At 72.9% G+C, this 19,113-nt stretch carries 14 protein-coding genes and 1 pseudogene; 10 read left to right on the top strand and 5 right to left on the bottom strand.

What is annotated here, in order from left to right; translation table 11 throughout:
- Positions 1-60: 60 nt before the first annotated feature.
- The 3 genes from ACEZDE_RS25035 (at position 61) to ACEZDE_RS25025 (ending at position 4,551) form a co-directional block, all read left to right on the top strand.
- Entirely contained in the window at positions 61-828 is a 768-nt protein-coding gene (locus ACEZDE_RS25035) for a GNAT family N-acetyltransferase (RefSeq protein WP_449341713.1), read from the top strand.
- 74 nt (positions 829-902) lie between these two features.
- Positions 903-2,312 carry a lysine N(6)-hydroxylase/L-ornithine N(5)-oxygenase family protein gene (locus tag ACEZDE_RS25030; RefSeq protein WP_380540003.1) on the top strand — a complete coding sequence of 470 codons (1,410 nt, stop codon included), beginning with the start codon at positions 903-905 and terminating at the stop codon, positions 2,310-2,312.
- A 67-nt stretch (positions 2,313-2,379) separates the two neighbouring features.
- The gene (locus ACEZDE_RS25025) at positions 2,380-4,551 is read left to right on the top strand and encodes an ATP-dependent DNA helicase (RefSeq protein ID WP_380540000.1); all 2,172 of its coding nucleotides are present in this window, start codon (positions 2,380-2,382) and stop codon (positions 4,549-4,551) included.
- 65 nt (positions 4,552-4,616) lie between these two features.
- On the opposite strand, the pseudogene lexA reads toward ACEZDE_RS25025, so the two are convergent.
- Positions 4,617-5,294, bottom strand: a pseudogene (gene lexA, locus ACEZDE_RS25020) (transcriptional repressor LexA); the annotation flags it as partial.
- A 719-nt stretch (positions 5,295-6,013) separates the two neighbouring features.
- Here lexA and nrdR point away from each other — a divergent pair.
- From nrdR to ACEZDE_RS25005, 3 genes are all read left to right on the top strand, one after another.
- Positions 6,014-6,511: a transcriptional regulator NrdR gene (nrdR, locus tag ACEZDE_RS25015; protein WP_380539997.1), complete on the top strand. Its 498-nt coding sequence runs from the start codon at positions 6,014-6,016 to the stop codon at positions 6,509-6,511.
- A 167-nt stretch (positions 6,512-6,678) separates the two neighbouring features.
- Entirely contained in the window at positions 6,679-9,588 is a 2,910-nt protein-coding gene (locus tag ACEZDE_RS25010) for a vitamin B12-dependent ribonucleotide reductase (RefSeq protein WP_380539994.1), read from the top strand.
- 97 nt (positions 9,589-9,685) lie between these two features.
- Complete coding sequence (locus ACEZDE_RS25005) at positions 9,686-10,318, top strand: histidine phosphatase family protein (RefSeq protein WP_380539991.1); 633 nt, start codon at positions 9,686-9,688, stop codon at positions 10,316-10,318.
- Positions 10,319-10,346: 28 nt separating this feature from the next.
- Here the strand turns inward: ACEZDE_RS25005 and dapA are convergent, their stop codons facing one another.
- On the bottom strand, positions 10,347-11,243 hold the full coding sequence (gene dapA / locus ACEZDE_RS25000; protein WP_380539988.1) for a 4-hydroxy-tetrahydrodipicolinate synthase: 897 nt from the start codon (positions 11,241-11,243) through the stop codon (positions 10,347-10,349).
- 151 nt (positions 11,244-11,394) lie between these two features.
- Here dapA and ACEZDE_RS24995 point away from each other — a divergent pair, with 151 nt between their 5' ends.
- The gene (locus ACEZDE_RS24995) at positions 11,395-11,874 is read left to right on the top strand and encodes a pyridoxamine 5'-phosphate oxidase family protein (RefSeq protein ID WP_380539985.1); all 480 of its coding nucleotides are present in this window, start codon (positions 11,395-11,397) and stop codon (positions 11,872-11,874) included.
- A gap of 63 nt (positions 11,875-11,937) precedes the next feature.
- Here ACEZDE_RS24995 and ACEZDE_RS24990 read toward each other — a convergent pair whose 3' ends face one another.
- Positions 11,938-13,395, bottom strand: a complete 1,458-nt coding sequence (locus ACEZDE_RS24990; protein WP_380540148.1) for an MFS transporter — start codon at positions 13,393-13,395, stop codon at positions 11,938-11,940.
- Between the two features lie 219 nt (positions 13,396-13,614).
- Here ACEZDE_RS24990 and ACEZDE_RS24985 point away from each other — a divergent pair, with 219 nt between their 5' ends.
- The 3 genes from ACEZDE_RS24985 to ACEZDE_RS24975 all read left to right on the top strand — a co-directional run bounded on the left by ACEZDE_RS24985 (position 13,615) and on the right by ACEZDE_RS24975 (position 15,762).
- Positions 13,615-14,247, top strand: coding sequence for a TetR/AcrR family transcriptional regulator (locus ACEZDE_RS24985; protein WP_380539982.1), 633 nt, complete (start codon positions 13,615-13,617; stop codon positions 14,245-14,247).
- A 5-nt stretch (positions 14,248-14,252) separates the two neighbouring features.
- Complete coding sequence (locus tag ACEZDE_RS24980) at positions 14,253-14,933, top strand: ribonuclease HII (protein ID WP_380539979.1); 681 nt, start codon at positions 14,253-14,255, stop codon at positions 14,931-14,933.
- A 370-nt stretch (positions 14,934-15,303) separates the two neighbouring features.
- Positions 15,304-15,762 carry a hypothetical protein gene (locus ACEZDE_RS24975; protein ID WP_380539976.1) on the top strand — a complete coding sequence of 153 codons (459 nt, stop codon included), beginning with the start codon at positions 15,304-15,306 and terminating at the stop codon, positions 15,760-15,762.
- Between the two features lie 55 nt (positions 15,763-15,817).
- Here the strand turns inward: ACEZDE_RS24975 and ACEZDE_RS24970 are convergent, their stop codons facing one another.
- Both ACEZDE_RS24970 and ACEZDE_RS24965 read right to left on the bottom strand, forming a co-directional pair.
- The gene (locus ACEZDE_RS24970) at positions 15,818-16,462 is read right to left on the bottom strand and encodes a hypothetical protein (protein ID WP_380540145.1); all 645 of its coding nucleotides are present in this window, start codon (positions 16,460-16,462) and stop codon (positions 15,818-15,820) included.
- A 265-nt stretch (positions 16,463-16,727) separates the two neighbouring features.
- Positions 16,728-19,007, bottom strand: a complete 2,280-nt coding sequence (locus tag ACEZDE_RS24965; RefSeq protein ID WP_380539972.1) for a RecQ family ATP-dependent DNA helicase — start codon at positions 19,005-19,007, stop codon at positions 16,728-16,730.
- Positions 19,008-19,113: the final 106 nt, after the last annotated feature.

Here is a 19,113-nt window from a genome sequence, read left to right as displayed (position 1 = left end):
GGAGCGGGTCCGCAGCCGGGGCCCGTGCCCCGCCCCGGCCCGCGTCCGGGATCCGGGCTGCTGCCCCACCTCAGGCCCGGTCCCCGACCGGGGGCCGGCCCCGACGACCACGCCCGGCCGGGCGCACACGCCGGTGTCCACCCCGGCACCGTCCCCCCGCAGCACCACGGCGAGCCGCCCCCCGCCGGGTCCGCGGCTCCGACCCCGTCACCGGCCCCGGCCGCCGCGCCGCCGCGGCCCCGCGCGCCGCGCCGCATCCCGGCGGCCGAACTCCTGGACGGGGTCGGCCGCTGGGGCGCGACCGACACCCGGGTCGGCCGGTTCCGGCTGCAACCGGTGCGGCTGCCCCGTGACCTGGCCCTGGTCGTCTCCTGGATGAACGACCCCGTGGTCGCCGCCTTCTGGGAGCTGGCCGGCCCGGCCGAGCTGACCGAGCACCACATCGCGGAGCAGTTGGACGGCGACGGCCGCAGCGTGCCCTGTCTCGGCCTGCTCGACGAGACCCCGATGAGCTACTGGGAGGTCTACCGGGCCGACCTGGACCCGCTCTCCTGGCACTACCCGGCGCTGCCCCACGACACCGGCCTGCACCTGCTGCTCGGGCCGCCCGAGTGCCGGGGTCGGGGGCTCGGCCCGGTGCTGCTCCGGGCAGTCGCCGACCAGTTGTTGACGGAGCGTCACTCCGCCCGGCGGGTGGTGGCCGAGCCGGACGTCAGGAACATCCCCTCGGTCCGCGCCTTCCTCGGAGCCGGCTTCCGGCACGCCCGCGACCTCGTCCTCCCGGCCAAACGCGCCGCGCTCATGGTCTACGAACGCCCACCACGCTGACGAAGCGTCAGCAAAGCCCCGCCCGCGAACCCCGTCCCCGTCCCCGCTCCCTCACGCCGAAGGCAACTCCCGCCGTGGACCTCACCTCCGAACTCCCGCCCGCCACGCCCTACGACCTGGTCGGCATCGGGCTAGGCCCGTTCAACCTCTCGCTGGCCGCCCTCGCCGACGCCGTCCCCGAGCTGCGCACCCTCTTCCTGGACGCCAAGCCCGAGTTCAGCTGGCACCCCGGGCTGATGGTGGACGGCGCGACCATGCAGGTGCCGTACCTCGCGGACCTGGTCTCGCTGGTGGACCCGACCAGCCCGTGGTCCTTCCTCGCCTATCTGCGCGAGCACGACCGGCTGTTCCCGTTCTACTTCGCCGAGCAGTCGCACCTGAGCCGCCGCGAGTACGAGCACTACTGCCGCTGGGCCGCCGAGCGGCTCCCCAACTGCCGCTTCGCCAGCCCGGTCCGGGCCGTCGGCTGGGACGGCCGGGCCGAGCTGTTCCGGGTGGTGCTCCGGGACGGCAGGACCGTTCCGGCCCGCAACCTGGTGCTCGGCGTCGGCACCGCGCCGGTCGTCCCCGAGGCCTTCGTCGACCTGCACGCGGCGGGCGCGGTGCACCACGCCGAGGACTACCTCGGCGCGCGCCGCGGGCTGGACGCCGCGGCCGACATCACCGTGGTCGGCTCGGGACAGTCCGGCGCCGAGGTCTTCCTCGACCTGCTGCGCCGCCGCGGCGACGCCTCCGGGCCGCGGCTGCGCTGGCTCACCCGCTCCCGGGCGATCGCCCCGATGGAGTACTCCAAGCTGGGCCTTGAGCACTTCACCCCGGACTACACCCGCTACTTCCACACCCTGCCCGAGCCGGTCAGGGACCGGCTGGTGCCCTCGCAGTGGCAGCTCTACAAGGCGGCCGGCGCCGACACCCTGGCGGACATCCACGCCGCCCTCTACGACCGCACCCTCGGCGGCGCCGCGCCCGACGTGGAGATCCTCCCCGGCACCGAGGTGCTCGCCGCCCGCCGCGGACCCGGAGGCGGCGGTCTCGAACTGCACTGCAGGCACCGGGAGTCCGGCGCCGAGTACCCGCTGCGGACCGACGCCGCGGTGCTCGCCACCGGGCACGCCGCACACCGCCCCGCGCTGCTGGACACCTTCACCGACCTGGTCGACTGGGACCGGCAGGGCCGCTACCGGGTCGATCTGGACTACCGGGTCGGGCTGCGCCCGGACGTCACCGGCGGCCTCTACGTCCAGAACGCCGAGCTGCACACCCACGGCGTCGGCACGCCGGACCTCGGCCTGGGCGCGCACCGGGCCGCGGTGATCCTCAACGCGGTGGCCGGACGCACCGTGCACCGCCTTCCGGCCCGCACCGCCTGGACCACCTTCGGCGCACCTGCCACCGCCACCGTATCCGCCACCGCCCCCGGCGCGGCGCCGACGGCGACCGTGCCGCCGCCGCGCGGCCTGACCACGACGGCGACTCCCGGCTGAGCGCCGGGTGCCGAGTCCCCGAGCTGAGACCCGCGTTGTCGGTGCCGACCTCTAGGCTGGGCGAGCCATGACTGAACTTCCCACGCCCGGCGAGGGCGCCATCGAGACCACCCCGTCCACCCCGGGGGCCGTGCCGTCGCCCGTGCCGTCCGGCGCGGCCGGAAAGCCCGGCATCGGGGAGCTGCTGCACGCCGCCGTCACCGCCGTCGGCGGGGTGGAGCGGCCGGGGCAGGTCGCCATGGCCGAGGCCGTGGCCGCCGCTGTCGAGCACGATGAGCACCTGCTGGTCCAGGCCGGCACCGGCACCGGCAAGTCCCTCGCATACCTGGTGCCCGCGCTGGCCCACGGCGACCGGGTGGTCGTCGCCACCGCCACCCTCGCCCTGCAACGGCAGCTGGTGGAACGCGACCTGCCGCGCACCGTGGACGCGCTGAAGCCGCTGCTGCGCCGCCGCCCGCAGTTCGCGATGCTCAAGGGCCGGGGCAACTACCTCTGCCTGCACCGGGTGCACGAGGGCGCGCCGAGCGACGAGGGCGAGGGCCTGTTCGACCCGGCGGAGGTGCTCGGCGGCCCCAGCAGCAAGCTCGGCCAGGACATCGTCCGGCTGCGCGACTGGGCCGACGAGACCGAGACCGGCGACCGGGACGACATGTCGCCCGGCGTCTCCGACCGGGCCTGGGCGCAGCTGTCGGTCAGCTCCCGGGAGTGCCTGGGCGCGACCCGCTGCCCGTACGGGGGCGAGTGCTTCGCCGAGGCCGCCAGGGAACGGGCCAAGCTCGCCGACGTGGTGGTCACCAACCACGCGCTGCTGGCCATCGACGCGCTGGAGAGCGTGCCGGTGCTGCCCGAGCACGAGCTGCTGATCGTGGACGAGGCGCATGAGCTGGTCTCCCGGATCACCGGCATCGCCACCGCCGAGCTGACCACCGGCGCGGTCCACCGCGCGGTGAAGCGCGCGGCCAAGCTCGCCAACGAGAAGGCGGTGGACTCGCTGCAGGCCGCGGCCGAGAACTTCCACGGCCTGATGGAGATCGCCCAGCCCGGCCGGGTGGAGGAGCTGCCGGAGAACATCTCCTACGCGGTCGCGGCGATCCGCGAGGCCTGCCGTGCGGTGATCACCTCGATCGGCGAGGTCAGGGACAAGTCGCTGAGCGACGAGGACGCCGTCCGCAAGCAGGCGCTGGCCTCGGTCGAGCACATCCACGACACCACCGACCGGATGCTGGCCGGCTCCGAGTACGACGTGCTCTGGATCGAGAACAACGACCGCTTCGGCGCCGGGACGTCATCCCTTCGGGTGGCTCCGCTGAGCGTCGCCGGGCTGCTGCGGGAGAACCTCTACCGGGAGCGCTCGGTCGTGCTCACCTCGGCCACGCTCAAGCTCGGCGGCGACTTCAACGGCGTGGGCCTGTCGCTCGGCCTCGGCCCGGAGGGTCGGCTGCCGGACGACCGCGCCGCCGCCGCCGACCCGTCCGGGTCCAGGAACGCGGGCAGGAACGCGGGCAAGGACGACGTGGGCGAGCCACTGGACGCGGCCACCCCGGCCTGGCGGGCGATGGACGTCGGCTCGCCGTTCGACTACCCGAGGCAGGGCATCCTCTACGTCGCCCGGCACCTCCCGCCGCCCGGACGGGAGCCGGACCGTCCGGCGATGCTGGACGAGCTGGCCGAGCTGATCCAGGCGGCGGGCGGGCGCACCCTCGGCCTGTTCTCCTCGATGCGGGCCGCGCAGGCCGCCGCCGAGGCGCTGCGCGAGCGGGTGCCGGGGGAGATCCTGCTCCAGGGCGAGGACACGCTCGGCGAGTTGATCCGGAACTTCTCCGCCTCCACCGAGAGCTGCCTGTTCGGCACCCTGTCGCTGTGGCAGGGAGTGGACGTGCCGGGTTCGGCCTGCCAGCTGGTGGTGATGGACCGGATCCCGTTCCCGCGGCCGGACGACCCGCTGATGAGCGCCCGTCAGAAGGCGGTGGAGGAGCACGGCGGCAACGGCTTCATGGCGGTCGCCGCGACCCATGCCGCGCTGCTGATGGCGCAGGGCGCGGGCCGGCTGATCCGGGCCGCCGACGACCGCGGCGTGGTCGCGGTGCTGGACTCGCGGCTGGCCACGGCCCGCTACGGCAGCTTCTTCCGGTCCTCGATGCCGGACTTCTGGTACACCACGGACCGCAACCAGGTCCGCCGCTCGCTGGCCGCGATCGACGCCGCCGCCGTGCCGCCGCGTCCGGTGAAGGCCCGCTGACAGCCCCGCGGCCGCCGTTCCCCAGCGGGGGAGCAGGCGGCCGCGGTCGGATCCGGCGTCGAGGGCTAGAGCCGCCGGAGCACTGCCACGACCTTGCCGAGGATCGTCGCGCTGTCGCCGGGGATGGGCTCGTAGGCGGCGTTGTGCGGCATCAGCCAGATGTGGCCGTCGTCGCGGCGGAGCCGCTTCACCGTGGCCTCGCCGTCGATCATGGCGGCGACGATGTCGCCGTTCTCCGCGACCGGCTGGCGGCGGACGGTGACCCAGTCGCCGTCCATGATGGCGGCCTCGATCATCGAGTCGCCGCTGACTTTGAGCACGAACAGTTCGCCGTCGCCGACCAGTTGCCGGGGCAGCGGGAAGACGTCCTCCACCGACTGTTCGGCCAGGATCGGACCGCCGGCCGCGATCCGCCCGATCAGCGGGACGTAGGAGGTCGCCGGGCGGCCCGCGGTGCTCTCCGGGACCGGGCGGACCACGTCCATTCCGCGCACCTCGTAGGCGCGCGGACGGTGCGGGTCGCGGCGGAGGAACCCCTTGCGCTCCAGCGCCATCAGCTGGTGTGCCACCGAGGAGGTGCTGGAGAGGCCGACCGACTGGCCGATCTCGCGCATGCTCGGCGGATATCCGCGACGCTGCACGGAATCCCGGATCACCTCGATGACCCGGCGCTGCCGTTCGGTCAGCCCGGCCTCGTCGGTGCGGATTCCCGGCGGGCGTCCGGGGGCGGAGCGGTGGGGGTTCTCGCCGACGGCGTTGTCGCCCTCGGCGGTGTTCTGTGGAGCGTCCAAGGAGTGTCCCGAGGAGTGCGGAGCGGAGGGGCCGGACGCCTGCCCGGGGACGAGCCCCGAGGCGCTGTTGCCGAACCCGTCCTGGCGACGTGGCTGAATACGGTGCGGAGTGCTGGAGTGCTGGGAGCTTTCCTGCACCGGGACGGTGCTACTTTCTGCGGTGGTCACGGCGGCCCCTCTCGACGGACGTTCTCCCTTGAATAGGCCAACGGTGTGAGCGATCGAAAGGTTGCGCCAAACACACGTTCGAGTGAATTAATCACCGAACGCCTGCCGTGATCAAGGTTTCAGGTGTACGGCACGATCCTGGATGCGATCGTTTGTTCGATCAACACCCTCTCATGAAACCCGTCCGGCGACGTGCCGAAGGTCCGATCCGGGTCGCGTCCGCGTTGCGCGGGAGCCTGCTCGGCCATCCGGGCGAGGTCGTCCCGGCACCCTCCGCGCTGACCTGCGGTGATCGCGGGGCGTGAGTCGGGGACTACGACACGCAGGGGGAGGAGCTTGTCAGGCACCCCAGATCTAGTGGTTGAATCTCTCTCGAGCGCCACAGGTTGTGGTGCCCCGTGGAAACGATCACGAGGCATCGCCTAGACTCAAGGCCCCCGGAAACCGCGGGGGACAGCTCCGCGACCGCACTGCGGGCGCCGACGACAGGAGGGAACCCGACCATGCACTGCCCCTTCTGCAGGCACCCCGACAGCCGGGTCGTGGACTCCCGCACCACCGACGACGGCACCTCGATCCGCCGCCGCCGGCAGTGCCCGGACTGCAACCGCCGCTTCACCACGGTGGAGACCGCCGCACTGATGGTGGTCAAGCGCAGCGGGGTCACCGAGCCGTTCAGTCGCGACAAGGTGATCAGCGGGGTGCGCAAGGCCTGCCAGGGCCGGCCGGTGGGCGAGGACGCCCTCGCCGTGCTGGGCCAGCGGGTCGAGGAGTGCGTGCGGGCCACCGGTGCCGCCGAACTCTCCACCCATGACGTGGGCCTGGCCATACTCGGCCCGCTGAAGGACCTGGACGTGGTGGCCTACCTGAGGTTTGCCTCGGTCTACCGCGCCTACGAATCGCTCGAGGACTTCGAGGACGCCATCGCGGAACTCCGCGTGGACCGCCCTCCTGCGGCGGAGGGCGTCGAGCTGCCTGCCCCCGCCCCCGTGTCGCCCTAGCCGGCACATCAGGACTTTTCTCACCAGTTTCACGTTCACCAGCTTCACGGCAGCACAGGCCGGACTCCCTCGGGCGCTCCGTCCTGCGCCGAATCGAATTGCGGACACGAGGGACGACCCCGGAAGCAGCGGGGCGCCCAGGGCGTTATGCCCAGGAGGAGGCGGCAATGACGGACACCAGCAGCGGGACCCGCTCGGCCAAGGGCGGTGCGGCCAAGGGCGGCAAGCCCACCGGTTCGAAGGCGGGCGCCGGCCTGCGTGTCGAGCGCGTCTTCACCACCCCGGGCGTGCACCCCTACGACGAGGTCAGCTGGGAGCGCCGCGACGTCGTCATGACCAACTGGCGCGACGGCTCGGTCAACTTCGAGCAGCGCGGCGTGGAGTTCCCCGACTTCTGGTCGGTCAACTCCACCAACATCGTGACCAGCAAGTACTTCCGCGGCGCGCTGGGCACCCCGCAGCGCGAGTGGAGCCTGAAGCAGATCATCGACCGGGTCGTCCTCACCTACCGCGCCGCGGGTGAGAAGAACGGTTACTTCGCCTCCCCGGCCGACGCCGAGGTGTTCGAGCACGAGCTGACCCACGCCCTGCTGCACCAGGTGTTCAGCTTCAACTCGCCGGTCTGGTTCAACGTGGGCACCACCCAGCCGCAGCAGGTCAGCGCCTGTTTCATCCTCTCCGTGGACGACTCCATGGACTCGATCCTGGACTGGTACAAGGAAGAGGGGATGATCTTCAAGGGCGGCTCGGGAGCCGGCCTGAACCTCTCCCGGATCCGCTCCTCCAAGGAACTGCTGACCTCCGGCGGCAACGCCTCCGGCCCGGTCTCCTTCATGCGCGGCGCGGATGCCTCGGCCGGAACGATCAAGTCCGGCGGGGCCACCCGCCGCGCGGCCAAGATGGTCGTCCTGGACGTGGACCACCCCGACGTCGAGGCCTTCATCGAGACCAAGGTGAAGGAGGAGGAGAAGATCCGCGCGCTGCGCGACGCGGGCTTCGACATGGACCTCGGCGGCGACGACATCACCTCGGTCCAGTACCAGAACGCCAACAACTCGGTCCGGGTCAACGACGAGTTCATGACGGCCGTGGAGAACGGCACCGAGTTCGGGCTGCGGGCCCGGATCACCGGCGAGGTGATCGAGACCGTCGACGCCAAGGGCCTGTTCCGGAAGATGGCCGAGGCCGCCTGGGCCTGCGCCGACCCCGGCATCCAGTACGACACGATCATCAACCAGTGGCACACCTGCCCGGAGTCCGGCCGGATCAACGCGTCCAACCCCTGCTCCGAGTACATGCACCTGGACAACTCCAGCTGCAACCTGGCCTCGCTGAACCTGATGAAGTTCCTCCGCGACGACGACACCTTCGACGCGGTCACCTTCGCCAAGACGGTCGAGCTGGTCATCACCGCGATGGACATCTCCATCTGCTTCGCCGACTTCCCGACCGAGAAGATCGGCGACACCACCCGCGCCTACCGCCAGCTCGGCATCGGCTACGCCAACCTCGGCGCGCTGCTGATGGCGACCGGCCACGCCTACGACTCCGACGGCGGCCGGGCCCTGGCCGGCGCGATCACCTCGCTGATGACGGGCACCGCCTACAAGCGCGGCGCCGAGCTGGCCGGGATCGTCGGCCCGTACGAGGGCTACGCCCGCAACGCCGAGCCGCACCAGCGGGTGATGCGCCAGCACGCCGACGCCAACGCCACCGCCCCGCGCGGCGACGACCTGGACAACCCGATCTGGGCCGCGGCCACCGAGACCTGGCAGGACGTGCTCCGGCTCGGCGCGAAGCACGGTTTCCGCAACGCCCAGGCCAGCGTGCTCGCACCGACCGGCACCATCGGCCTGATGATGGACTGCGACACCACCGGCGTCGAGCCGGACCTCGCCCTGGTCAAGTTCAAGAAGCTGGTCGGCGGCGGCTCGATGCAGATCGTCAACGGCACCGTGCCGCGGGCGCTGCGCCGCCTCGGCTACCAGCCGGAGCAGATCGAGGCCGTGGTCGCCCACATCGCCGACCACGGCAACGTGGTGGACGCGCCGGGCCTGCGGAACGAGCACTACCCGATCTTCGACTGCGCCATGGGCGAGCGGGTCATCTCGGCGATGGGCCACGTCCGGATGATGGCGGCGATCCAGCCGTGGATCTCCGGCGCCATCTCCAAGACCGTCAACATGCCGGAGAGCGCCTCGGTCGAGGAGATCGAGGAGATCTACTTCCAGGCCTGGAAGCTCGGCGTCAAGGCGCTGGCGATCTACCGCGACAACTGCAAGGTCGGCCAGCCGCTGTCGGCGAAGAGCAAGAACGACGGCAAGGCCGAGGCCAAGGCGTCCGCGTCGGCCGCCCCGGCCGCGGTCGGGAAGCCGGTGATCGAGTACCGCCCGGTCCGCAAGCGCCTCCCCAAGGGCCGTCCCGGCATTACCACCTCGTTCACGGTGGGCGGCGCCGAGGGCTACATGACCGCGAACTCCTACCCGGACGACGGCCTCGGCGAGGTCTTCCTGAAGATGTCCAAGCAGGGCTCGACCCTCGCGGGCATGATGGACGCCTTCTCCATCGCGGTCTCGGTCGGCATGCAGTACGGGGTGCCGCTGGAGACCTACGTCTCCAAGTTCACCAACATGCGCTTCGAGCCGGCCGGTCTGACCGACGACCCGGACGTGCGGATGGCGCAGTCGATCGTCGACTACATCTTCCGCCGTCTGGCCTTGGACTTCCTGCCGTTCGAGACCCGTTCGGCCCTGGGCATCCACTCGGTCGAGGAGCGCCAGCGCCACCTGGAGACCGGCTCCTACGAGGCCTCGGACGACGTGGACGCGGACGTCGAGGGCCTGTCCCAGTCGGCCCCGCTGGCCAACACCCGCCCGCAGGCGGTCCCGGCCGCCCCGGCCCCGGCCGCGGTCCAGCCGCTGCCCACCCCGGTGGTGCACAACTCCACCGAGCTGCTGGAGCTCCAGCAGGGCATCAACTCCGACGCCCCGCTCTGCTTCTCCTGCGGCACCAAGATGCGCCGCGCCGGCAGCTGCTACCTCTGCGAGGGCTGCGGCTCCACCAGCGGCTGCAGCTGACGCCGCCGGCCTGAGGGCCTGACGGGGCGGAGGGGGATCCGGGACTGCCCGGGTCCCCCTCCGCCGTCGGGGCCGCCGCCCGGCTAGGGTGTTCGGTATGGCACGACCGAGACGCATTGTGCTGGTCAGGCACGGGGAGTCGCAGGGGAACGTCGATGAGACGATCTACGAGCGGGTGCCCGACCACGCCCTGGAGCTGACCGAGCGGGGGCGCGCCCAGTCGCGGGCCGTCGGGGAGGAACTGCGCGGGCTGTTCGGCGAGCAGCCGGTGCAGGCGTACGTCTCGCCGTACCTGCGGAACCGGCAGACCTACGCGCTGCTGGGGATGAACCCGGTGCGGACCCGGGTGATGGAGGAGCCCCGGCTGCGCGAGCAGGACTGGGGGAACCTCCAGGACGTCGAGGACATCCGGCGGCAGCGCAAGGCCAGGGACGCCTACGGGCAGTTCTTCTACCGGTTCACCCAGGGTGAGTCCGGCGCCGACGTCTACGACCGGGTGGGTGCGTTCTTCGAGACCCTGCACCGGAACTTCGAGCGGCCCGACTACCCGCCGAACGTGCTGCTGGTGACGCACGGCCTGATGATGCGGCTGTTCTGCATGCGCTGGTTCCACTGGTCGGTCGAGGAGTTCGAGGCGCTGTCCAACCCGGACAACGGCGAGTGGCGCAGCCTGGTGCTCGGCCCGGACGACCGCTACTCGCTCGACCGGCCGTTCGACCGCTGGATCTGACCGCTGGACTTGACCGCTCGGCCCGCGGCTACCCTGCCGCGGCGGGTTCGGCGGTCGCGGCGAGGTAGCCGCGGACCAGGGCGTCCGTCAGGGCCCGGTCGGCGTCCAGCAGCGGCAGCCGGACCGGTCCGGCCGGAAGCCCCAGATGGCGCAGCAGCGCCTTGGCGGTGACGGTGCCGGGGGCGAGCGTGGTCATCGCCTCGACCAGCGGGAGCAGCCGGGCGTTGAGCGCGGTCGCCCCGGCGGTGTCGCCGCGCCGGTGGGCGTCGAGGACCGCGCCGACCGCCTCGGGGGCCGCGTTGGCGACGGTGCTGACCGCGCCGACGGCGCCGAGCGCGTACAGCGGGAGGTTGAGCTCGTCGGCGCCGGAGTAGTAGGCCAGGCCGGAGGACGCGATCAGCCGGGCGCTGGCGGCGAGGTCGTACGCGGCGTCCTTGACCGCGGCGATCCGCGGGTGCTCGGCGAGCCGGAGCACGGTGTCGCGGGCCAGCGCGGTGCCGGTCCGGCCGGGGATGTCGTAGAGCATGACGGGCAGTCCGGTGCCGTCGGCGAGGGCGCCGAAGTGCCGCCGGACGCCCTCCTGGGTGGGCCGGCTGTAGTAGGGGGTGACCGCGAGCAGGCCGTGCGCGCCGGCCCGTTCGGCGGTGCGGGCGAGTTCCAGGGTGTGCCGGGTGTCGTTGCTGCCGATGCCCGCGGTGACCGCGGCGCGGTCGCCGACGGCCTCCAGGACGGCCCGCAGCAGGGTCTCCTTCTCGGCGTCGCCGGTGGTCGACGCCTCGCCGGTGGTGCCGCTGACGACCAGTCCGTCGCAGCCGCGGTCGACCAGGTGGACGGCCAGCGCCTGCGCCCCCTCGGGGTCCAGGCTGCCGTCCGGGTGGAACGGGGTGACCAGGGCGGCGGCGACGCGGCCGAAGGGAGCGGGCATCTGCGGGTCCGTTCGCGGGGGGATGGGTCCCTTTCAGCCTGCCCGCGGAAACCTGGTAGCACTAGTGATTTGTGCTGCACCGGATCGTTCAGTCCTGCTGAAGGGTTGTCGAGCGGCGGCGATTGTCAGACCCTCGCGCGACGATGGGCGCATGGGTACCTGGAGCGAGACCGAGGAAGCCGCGCCCGAACTCGCCGCCGCTGTACGGGGGCGGTTCGAGGCGCACGGGATGGGCCTGATGGCCACGCTGCGGCGCGACGGCGCGCCGCGGATCAGCGGGATCGAGCCGCTGTTCGCGCTGGGCGAGCTGTGGCTGGGCATGATGCCCGACTCGCTCAAGGGCGCTGACCTGCGCCGCGACCCCCGGCTCGCGCTGCACAGCGCGACCGAGGACAAGGACGTCAAGGACGGCGACGCGAAGATCTCGGGCCGCGCGGTGGAGGTCACCGCGGAGGGCGTCCGGCAGGAGTACCTGGAGGCGCTGAGCGCGGCCACCGGGTTCGAGCCGGAGGGCTGCGACGTGTTCCGGGTGGAGGTCACCGGCCTCTCGCTGGTCCGCCCGGCCGGCGACCACCTGGACATCCACGCCTGGAGCGAGGGCGGCGAGCCCCGGTTGATCGAGCGGAGCTGATCGGGCGGAGCTGACGCCCGGTCGGGTGCGGTGCGCGGCCCGCGGTTCCGCACCCGGCCGGGGTCAGGCGGCGACCGGCGGGACCTCCCGCAGTCCGCCGCCGGGCGCGTCCCGCGGCGGCTTGGGCTTCATCACGAACACCGCGATCACCACCGCCAGCACCGCGAAGACCAGGCCCATCTCGAAGGCGGTGGAGATGCTGTGGGCCAGCACCTGGTCGGCGTACGGCTTGGGCAGCTGGTGGGTGTGCTGGAACAGCGCCAACTGCTGCGGTGAGGGGTGCGAGGCCAGGAACGCGGCTGCCTGCTTGCTGCCCTCGTTCCTGCTGGCCGTGCCGAACACGGTGACCAGGATGGACAGCCCGAGCGAGCCGCCGACCTGCTGCATGGTGTTCAGCAGCCCGGTGGCCGCGCCGGTCTCCCGGGGGGCGACCCCGGACACGGCGGTCAGCATCACCGGCACGAAGATGCAGCCCATGCCCAGGCCGAACAGCACGGTCGGGCCGAGCACACCGGTGAGGTAGCTGCTGCCGGTGCTGATCTGGGTGAACCAGGAGATCCCGGTGGTGACCAGCAGCGTTCCCAGGACCAGGAACGGCTTGGCGCCAAACCTGACCTGCAGCCTGGCGGCGATCTGGGCCGCGATCACGATCGCGAAGCTGATCGGCAGGAAGGAGACGCCGGCCCGGAGCGGGCTGTAGCCGAGCACGTCCTGCACGAACAGGGTGACGAAGAAGAAGATGCTGAACATCGCCGCGGCCAGGCAGAGCATGATGCCGTAGCTGCCGGCCCGGTTGCGGTCGCGGAACATCCGCAGCGGGGTGATCGGCTCCGCCGTCCGCGACTCGATCATCAGGAACGAGGCCAGCAGCACCACGGCCAGGCCGAACGCGCCCAGCGTCCAGGGGTCGCCCCAGCCGTCCTCGGAGGCTCGGATGAAGCCGTACACCAGCGAGACCATGCCCACCGTCGAGGTGAGCGCGCCGGGGATGTCGAAGCGGCCGGGGCGGCGCTCGGAGTCGTTGATGTAGAGCGGCGCGAGCAGGGCGATGGCGATGCCGATCGGCACGTTGACGAACAGCACCCAGCGCCAGGAGAGCCAGGAGGTGAGCATCCCGCCGGCCAGCAGGCCGATCGCGCCGCCCGCCCCGGCGACGGCGGAGAAGACGCCGAAGGCCCGGTTGCGGGCCGGGCCCTCGGCGAAGTTGGTGGTGATCAGCGCGAGCGCGGTGGGCGAGGCGATGGCGCCGCCCATGCCCTGCAGCGCTCGGGCGGAGAGCAGCATCCACGGCGCGGTGGCCAGGCCGCCGAGCAGCGAGGCCAGGCTGAACAGCAGCACGCCGGTGATCAGGGTGCCGCGGCGGCCGAGGATGTCGCCGATCCGTCCGCCGAGCAGCAGCAGGCCGCCGAAGGTGAGGGTGTAGGCGTTGATCACCCAGGACAGGTTGGTGGTCGAGAGCTTCAGCGCGCTTGCGATGTGCGGCAGCGCGATGTTCACGATGGTGGCGTCGAGGATGACCATCAGCTGGGTGGCGGCGATGACGGTCAGGGCGATGTTGGGGTGCTGCCCCCGGCGCGCCTGCGGTGGGTCGGACTTCCTGAGAGCTACGGGCAGAGCCACACGGTCCCCCTGCGGACTAGGAGTGAACGGGCGCGTTCACTAGAATCGACGGTAGTACCGCGGGTATTGTGAACGCAACCGTTCACTAAAAGTCGCCAGGGGGTGTTGCCGTTGTCGGCCGTGACCAGTGGTGACACAGCCGGGCCGAGCGGCCCGCGCCGCCGCGGCAAGGTGCTGGAACAGGCCATCTTCCAGGCCACTTTGGACGAGCTGGTGGCCGTCGGCTACGCCCGGCTGAGCATGGAGGCGGTCGCGGTGGGCGCGCGTACCGGAAAGGCCGCGATCTACCGCCGCTGGCCCTCCAAGGAGGAACTGGTCCTGGACACCCTGCGGGCCACCCTGCCCGAGCCGGGACCGGCTCCGGACACCGGCGGCCTCCGCGGCGACCTGCTCGAACTCGTCACCAGGAGCAGGGCCGCGATGATCTCGCTGCCGGGCTGCGCCGGGCGGGTGATCATGGGCGAACTCGACCACGAACGAGCGGAACCCTTCATGGGGTTGATGCACCAACGGGTGATCGCGCCGAGCAAGTCGCTGCTGCGGGACGTGCTGGCGCGCGGGGCGCTCCGCGGCGAGGTTCGGGCGGACGCCAACAACCCGCTGGTCATCGATGTCATCCCGGCGCTGATGATGTATCGGGCCAAGGTGCACGGGCCGCCGGCCGAGGCAGAGGTGGTCGAGCTGGTGGACCAGGTGCTGCTGCCGATGGTCCGGGCCCGCGCGGAGGCCGCCGGTCCGCCCGCCGTAGGCTGATGCCCATGTCTGTCGAACCGCCGACCCACCGGGTCGAACGCGCCCTCCGCAAGGCCGGGGCCGAGGTCGTCGCGGGTGTGGACGAGGTCGGCCGCGGGGCCTGGGCCGGACCGGTCACCGTCTGCGCGGCGGTCACCGGTCTGCGTCGCGCGCCGGAGGGGCTGACCGACTCCAAGCTGATGACCCCGCGCCGCCGCGCCGAACTGGCCCCGATACTGGCCGGGTGGGTGCACGCGCACGCGCTCGGACACGCCTCGCCGCAGGAGTGCGACCGGCTGGGGATGACCGCCGCGCTGCGGCTGGCCGCGGTCCGGGCGCTGGAGGCGCTGCCGGTGCGGCCGGACGCGGTGATCCTGGACGGCAAGCACGACTACCTGGGCGGCCCGTGGCGGGTACGGACAGTGATCAAGGGCGACCAGTCCTGCGTCTCGGTGGCCGCCGCCTCGGTGCTCGCCAAGGTCCAGCGGGACGGGTACATGGCCGGGCTCGGGGCCGACTTCCCCGACTTCCGCTTCGGCGACAACGCCGGCTACCCCTCCCCGGTGCACCGGACCGCGCTGGCGGAGCTGGGACCGACCCCGCACCACCGGCTCTCCTGGTCCTACCTGGACGACCTGCCGGCCTGGCGGCATCTGCGCACCTTCCGGCTCGACGACGGCGCGGAGCAGCTGGCGCTGGGATTCTGACGGCGCCGGATCTGACCGTTCTGCGTGGCCTCGCCCGGCTTCTGACGGACCGTCGGCCGACCGCCGGAATCCGGCCGGAAGTGAACCAAGGACCCCCTACCCCGGCCTCGCCAGCAGCGAGTAAGCTCTGTCGCGCTGTGCGACGCCATCCGGTGTGCCGCCAGATTCTGCCGAGGAGCTGGAGATCCACAAGACCGCCCCGGGCCCTCGTGTTCCATCCAACGACGAGACGGACGCGACAGCCCGCACCATGCCTTCAGTGACACCGCCTGCGAACCCCTCCGTCCACAGTCCCTCGGCCGCCGCGCGCCCGACTCCGCGTCCCGGGCCGCCGAGGATTCCCAAGCCGGGCCCGGCTCCGCGCCGCCCGGTGGCACCGGCGCACCCGCCGACCCCGTCCGCCGTGCTGCCGGCCCAGGCCGCCGTCCCGGCCACGGCGCCGACCGGGGCGCAGATCCAGCTGGTCCCCGCGGACGCGGCGACCGCGCTGGCCCGCGCCGACGACTCGGTCGACCTGCTGCTCGACTCCGGGCGCGCCCCGGAGCAGATCCTGGTGCTGACGACGGGCGCGGGCCACCCGTGGCAGCAGCACGAGGAGTCCTTCGGCGCCGACGGCTACTGGGCCCAACTGGCCGCGGCCGAGGACGTCTTCTACGCCGACGCGGCGCGGTGCCGCCCGGTCCGCCGCGAGGTCGTGGTGCTCGCGCTGAACGCCGACGCCCCGGCCGCCGACGCCGTGAGGGCGCTCGCCGCCGCGCTCGACCGGGCCACTCGTCTGGTCGTGGTCTGCGGCGACGCCTCGGCGGTCGCTGGACTGCCGACGAACTGAGGCGGCGCTCGGTCGGCGGACGGTCGAGCGGGCGGACAGCCAAGCAGTCGGGCGCTCAGCGGGCGGCGATCCTGGCCGGTTCCGGGACCGGGGAGACTATCGGGGCCGGTGCCTCCAGCATCCGCCGCTGCGGCTGGTCAGGACCGCGCGCCGACAGCGAACTGAGGCTCCGTACGGTCTCCTCGGACCAGGAGCCGGCGTGCGGATGCCGTCCGGCCCGCTGCTCCCCGATCACCTGCCAGCCGGTGTCGGCGAGGGTGACATAGGCGCCGCAGCGCAGCCCGTGCAGGCCGCTGGCGTCCCGCAGCCCCCACATCCACGGGCCGTCCTCCTCGGTCCAGTCCGGGCCCCCGTGGCGGCACAGCAGCAGCACCGCGGTGCGCACCGGGCTGCGCAGCCGCAGGTCGTGCGGGACCAGGTGGCGCAGGTGGAGCAGCAGGGCGTTGCGGTACTGCCAGCCGTCGCCGTGCCCGACCCGGGCCGGGAAGGACGCGCCCGCGACGATCCGGTCGTTCTGCTCCAGCACGGCCACCACCGCGGTGCCCGGCTGCGGGCGGTGCACCCGGTAGAGGTCGCCGACGAGTTCGCGCGGGGACCGCAGCAGCGGCACCCCGGCCTCGGCCCAGGCCGAGGGGTCGACGGTGCGGCCGACCGGTCGCGGCCGGTCGGCGTAGAGCGGGGTGACCTGGCGCGTTCTCAGTGAGGGCCAATGGTTGGCTGAGTCGATGCTCAAGGCCCTCCTTCCCCGTGCCTGCGCGGGCACCTGCTGACCAATTCTCACGTCAAGAGGTGTGCTGCGGCAACGGCCCGCCTGCCGGAAATGCCCTCAATGCAATGATGCGGTCTCTATCTTCTTTCCGTTCATGCCCTATCAGCACCTTTTCCGATCATGTCTCGGAAGGCGGGGCGTCGGCAACCGCTCAGCACCCGACCGGCAACGGACCGCTCGGCAAACCGACCCACCGTCAGCCCTGCTGTGCCAGAACCAGGGGCAGCACCCCGGCGGCCCCGGCCCGCCGCAGCAGTCTGGCGGCCACCGCGACGGTCCAGCCGCTGTCGGTGAAGTCGTCGACCAGCAGGACCGGCCCTCCGGCCGCGGCGAGCGCCTGCGCCAGGCCGTCCGGGACCTCGAAGCTGCCGTGCAGCACCCGCAGCCGCTGGGCGCTGTTGCTCCGCGATCCGCGCGGCGGTTCGCCCCCCGCGTACTCGATCCGGCCGAGCAGCGGCAGCCGGCCGACCCTGGCGACGCCCGCGCCGAGGCTCTCGACCAGCTGCGGGCGGGTGGCCGAGGCCATGGTCACCACGCCGACCGGACGCCCGCCCTGGTTCTGCTCGTTCTCCGGCCCGGCCCAGCCGCCCGGCCCGCGGGCCCAGTCGGCGAGCACGGTCACCACCGCGTCCAGCACCTCCGGTGGTACGGCGGTGTCCGGGGCGCCGGGGGCCAGCAGCCCGCGCAGCCGGGTGCCCCAGCCGATGTCGGAGAGCCGGCCCAGCGCGCGCCCGGCCGCGGCCTGCTCGCCGGGGGCGATCCGGCCCTTGAGGTCGATCCCGGCCGCGGCGAGGCCGGTGGGCCACTGCCGCCGGGGCTCCAGCTCGATGCCGGGACGGCCCAGCGCGGCCCTGGCGGCGGCCAGCGCCTCGGCGGAGACCTCGGCGGAGTGCCGGGGCCCGGCGCAGTTGTCGCAGCGGCCGCAGGGGGCGGACTCCTCGTCGTCCAACTGGCGGCGCAGGAAGTCCATCCGGCAGCCGTCGGTGGCGGCGTAGTCGAGCATCGACTGCTGCTCGGCGGCGCGGGTCTCGGCGACCCGGGCGTAGCGCTCGGTGTCGTAGGCCCAGGGGCGTACGGTGGAGATCCAGCCGCCGCGCACCCGCTTCACCGCGCCGTCCACGTCCAGGACCTTGAGCATGGTCTCCAGCCGGGTGCGGCGCAGGTCGACCCTGGCCTCCAGGGCCGGGGTGGACAGCGGCAGCGGTTCGCCGTCCGGGCCGGTGTGGTCGGCCAGTGCGGCGAGGGTGGCCCGTACCTGCGCCTCGGGCGGGAAGGCGAGGCCGGCGAAGTAGCGCCAGATCGCCTGGTCCTCGGGGCCGGGCAGCAGCAGCGCCTCGGCCTGCTTGATCCCGCGCCCGGCCCGGCCGACCTGCTGGTAGTAGGCGATCGGGGACTGCGGGGAGCCGAGGTGCACCACGAAACCCAGGTCGGGCTTGTCGAAGCCCATGCCCAGGGCCGAGGTGGCGACCAGGGCCTTGACCCGGTTGGCGAGCAGGTCCGCCTCGGCGCTGCGCCGGTCGACGTCCTCGGTGCGGCCGGAGTAGGAGGCGACCGGGAAGCCGCGCTGCCGCAGGAAGGCGGTGACCTCCTCGGCGGCGGCGACGGTCAGGGTGTAGACGATGCCGGAGCCCGGCAGGTCGGGCAGGTGGTCGGCGAGCCAGGCCAGCCGCTGTGCCGGATCGCCCAGCGGCAGTACGCCGAGGGCCAGGCTCTCCCGGTCCAGCGGGCCGCGCAGCACCAGCGCCGCGCCGTCGCCGGGGCGGTCGCCGTCGCCGCCGGGATCGCCGTCGCCGGAGTCGCCCACGGCCGGGCCGCCGGTGCCCAGTTGCTCGGCGACGTCGGCGGTGACCCGGCTGTTGGCGGTCGCGGTGGTGGCCAGCACCGGGACGCCGGGCGGCAGTTCGGCCAGCATGGTGCGCAGCCGGCGGTAGTCCGGGCGGAAGTCGTGGCCCCAGTCGGAGATGCAGTGGGCCTCGTCGACCACCAGCAGCCCGGTGGAGGCGGCCAGCCGGGGCAGCACCTGGTCCCGGAAGTCGGGGTTGTTCAGCCGCTCCGGGCTGACCAGCAGCACGTCCACCGCCCCGGCGGCGACCTCCTGCTGGACCGTCTCCCACTCGTCGGCGTTGGCGGAGTTGATGGTGCGGGCGGTGATCCCGGCCCTGGCGGCGGCGTCGATCTGGTTGCGCATCAGCGCGAGCAGCGGTGAGACGATCACCGTGGGCCCGGCCCCGGCGGCCCGGAGCAGGGCGGTGGCGACGAAGTAGACGGCGGACTTGCCCCAGCCGGTGCGCTGCACCACCAGGGCCCTGCGGTGGTCGATCACCAGGGCCTCGATGGCGCGCCACTGGTCCTCGCGCAGCCGGGCGTCGCCGCCGGCCAGCTCGCGCAGCACGGCGTCGGCGCGCTCGCGCACGGCGGCGCGGTCGGCGTCGTGATCGGCGGGGGAGGGGGCCGGGGGGCCGGGGGTTGCGTCCATGGTTCATTGATAGCCGCTGGGTCCGACAAACAGCGAACCGCAGGGGGCGCCGGAACGCCGGGGAGCGGAGAATCCCCCGTCCGAGTGGCCGAGTTGTGCACAGCCC

This window comes from Streptacidiphilus cavernicola, from assembly GCF_042510955.1.
Taxonomy (GTDB): domain Bacteria; phylum Actinomycetota; class Actinomycetes; order Streptomycetales; family Streptomycetaceae; genus Streptacidiphilus; species Streptacidiphilus cavernicola.
This window is presented reverse-complemented; position numbering and strand designations above follow the sequence as displayed.

Excerpts from the sequence above, each read along its gene's own strand:
- ACEZDE_RS25025 (WP_380540000.1), top strand. The coding sequence starts at position 2,380 with ATGACTGAACTTCCCACGCCCGGCGAGGGCGCCATCGAGACCACCCCG.
- nrdR (WP_380539997.1), top strand. The coding sequence starts at position 6,014 with ATGCACTGCCCCTTCTGCAGGCACCCCGACAGCCGGGTCGTGGACTCC.
- ACEZDE_RS25010 (WP_380539994.1), top strand. The coding sequence starts at position 6,679 with ATGACGGACACCAGCAGCGGGACCCGCTCGGCCAAGGGCGGTGCGGCC.
- ACEZDE_RS25005 (WP_380539991.1), top strand. The coding sequence starts at position 9,686 with ATGGCACGACCGAGACGCATTGTGCTGGTCAGGCACGGGGAGTCGCAG.
- dapA (WP_380539988.1), bottom strand. The coding sequence starts at position 11,243 with ATGCCCGCTCCCTTCGGCCGCGTCGCCGCCGCCCTGGTCACCCCGTTC.
- ACEZDE_RS24995 (WP_380539985.1), top strand. The coding sequence starts at position 11,395 with ATGGGTACCTGGAGCGAGACCGAGGAAGCCGCGCCCGAACTCGCCGCC.
- ACEZDE_RS24990 (WP_380540148.1), bottom strand. The coding sequence starts at position 13,395 with ATGGTCATCCTCGACGCCACCATCGTGAACATCGCGCTGCCGCACATC.
- ACEZDE_RS24980 (WP_380539979.1), top strand. The coding sequence starts at position 14,253 with ATGTCTGTCGAACCGCCGACCCACCGGGTCGAACGCGCCCTCCGCAAG.
- ACEZDE_RS24965 (WP_380539972.1), bottom strand. The coding sequence starts at position 19,007 with ATGGACGCAACCCCCGGCCCCCCGGCCCCCTCCCCCGCCGATCACGAC.